Source organism: Marinobacter lacisalsi, assembly GCF_042651045.1.
Classification (GTDB): Bacteria; Pseudomonadota; Gammaproteobacteria; order Pseudomonadales; family Oleiphilaceae; genus Marinobacter; species Marinobacter lacisalsi.
This window is the reverse complement of sequence record NZ_JBHSDI010000032.1, coordinates 1-1,045: the sequence shown is the minus strand read 5'-3', so window position 1 is coordinate 1,045 and position 1,045 is coordinate 1. Positions and strand designations below refer to the sequence as shown.

Here is a 1,045-nt window from a genome sequence, read left to right as displayed (position 1 = left end):
TCTGGCTGTCGGAAAAACGTGACCTCTTCATGCAGAATCTCCCTGCGTGTAGCTTACGGAAAATTCTACTTTTGATCACCGCTGTTTTTCGGGGGGATTACCCTGCGACCGGATAAGTGGAAGATTCTCAGGGCCCTTCCGGTAATTGATCAGTCTATGACCGTGAGTGATGAGCAGTTCAGATCTTTCGTTGAACGCCACCAGCGTCATCACAGAATTGCTGCAGTTGAGGACAACCAGGACATGGTGGAATCCTACATCATGGTCGATCCTCAAGGTCGCTTCTTCCAGAACTCGCCATGTGGTGCCGGGTACCAATACAGCCAGCCCATCCTTGACGTCGGTGTAGCGAAGGCCTTTGAACAGGTCAGTTTTGATGCCGATCGATTTGTTGCTCGGTATGCCGGTGAGGCCGGAGGTGCGGCATGAGGTTCTCTTCGGATAAGGACATTGACCGGTTTGCGAAACGTTTGGTTCGCCATGGATGGAGATTCAAGCAGGGTAAAAAGCATGGAAAATTGCTTGCACCCGGATCTCACGGGATCGTGGTCGTTCCGTCGACGCCAAGTAAGAGAAGGGCATTACAGGAGATGGTGTCCATGGTGAATAGGATAGAGCGTCTCAACTAGAGCGGTATGCAACCTCGGACAAGGACGTCCGGGTTCTGACAACCCACACTTCATGGGCTCTTTCGCAAAGGCCGTCGGGTCGGCACCTCTATTGTTCAGGGGATAGGCATTCGGTGTGCGAGGCGAAGGACTGCAACCCGGGTCAAGTTGATAGTTCCCAGCTACCTCGACGACCGCTAGCAAAATCTCATTGGCCCATGGTAGGTATGGACCACCATGGGCTCTTCTTTGCTTACAGCGTCCATCCACTCTGATAGTCCTGTATTTGGGCATTCCAGGCCCGATATACCGGTTCTTGACTGTGCTCAGTATGCGTAAACCGCTGAAGGTTGCCACCCATTCCACGTGAAGCCTGCCACTCGGACCGGAGCAAGGCTGCCACCCATCGGAGCGTAGCGACGCGGGGTTTCTCTTCT

Annotated in this window: 1 protein-coding gene; it reads left to right on the top strand. The window is 53.5% G+C overall.

The genetic code is table 11. The features are described from left to right. Nucleotides 1-156 precede the first annotated feature (156 nt). On the top strand, nt 157-429 hold the full coding sequence (locus ACFOZ5_RS13425; protein ID WP_379888145.1) for a hypothetical protein: 273 nt from the start codon (nt 157-159) through the stop codon (nt 427-429). Nucleotides 430-1,045 lie beyond the last annotated feature (616 nt).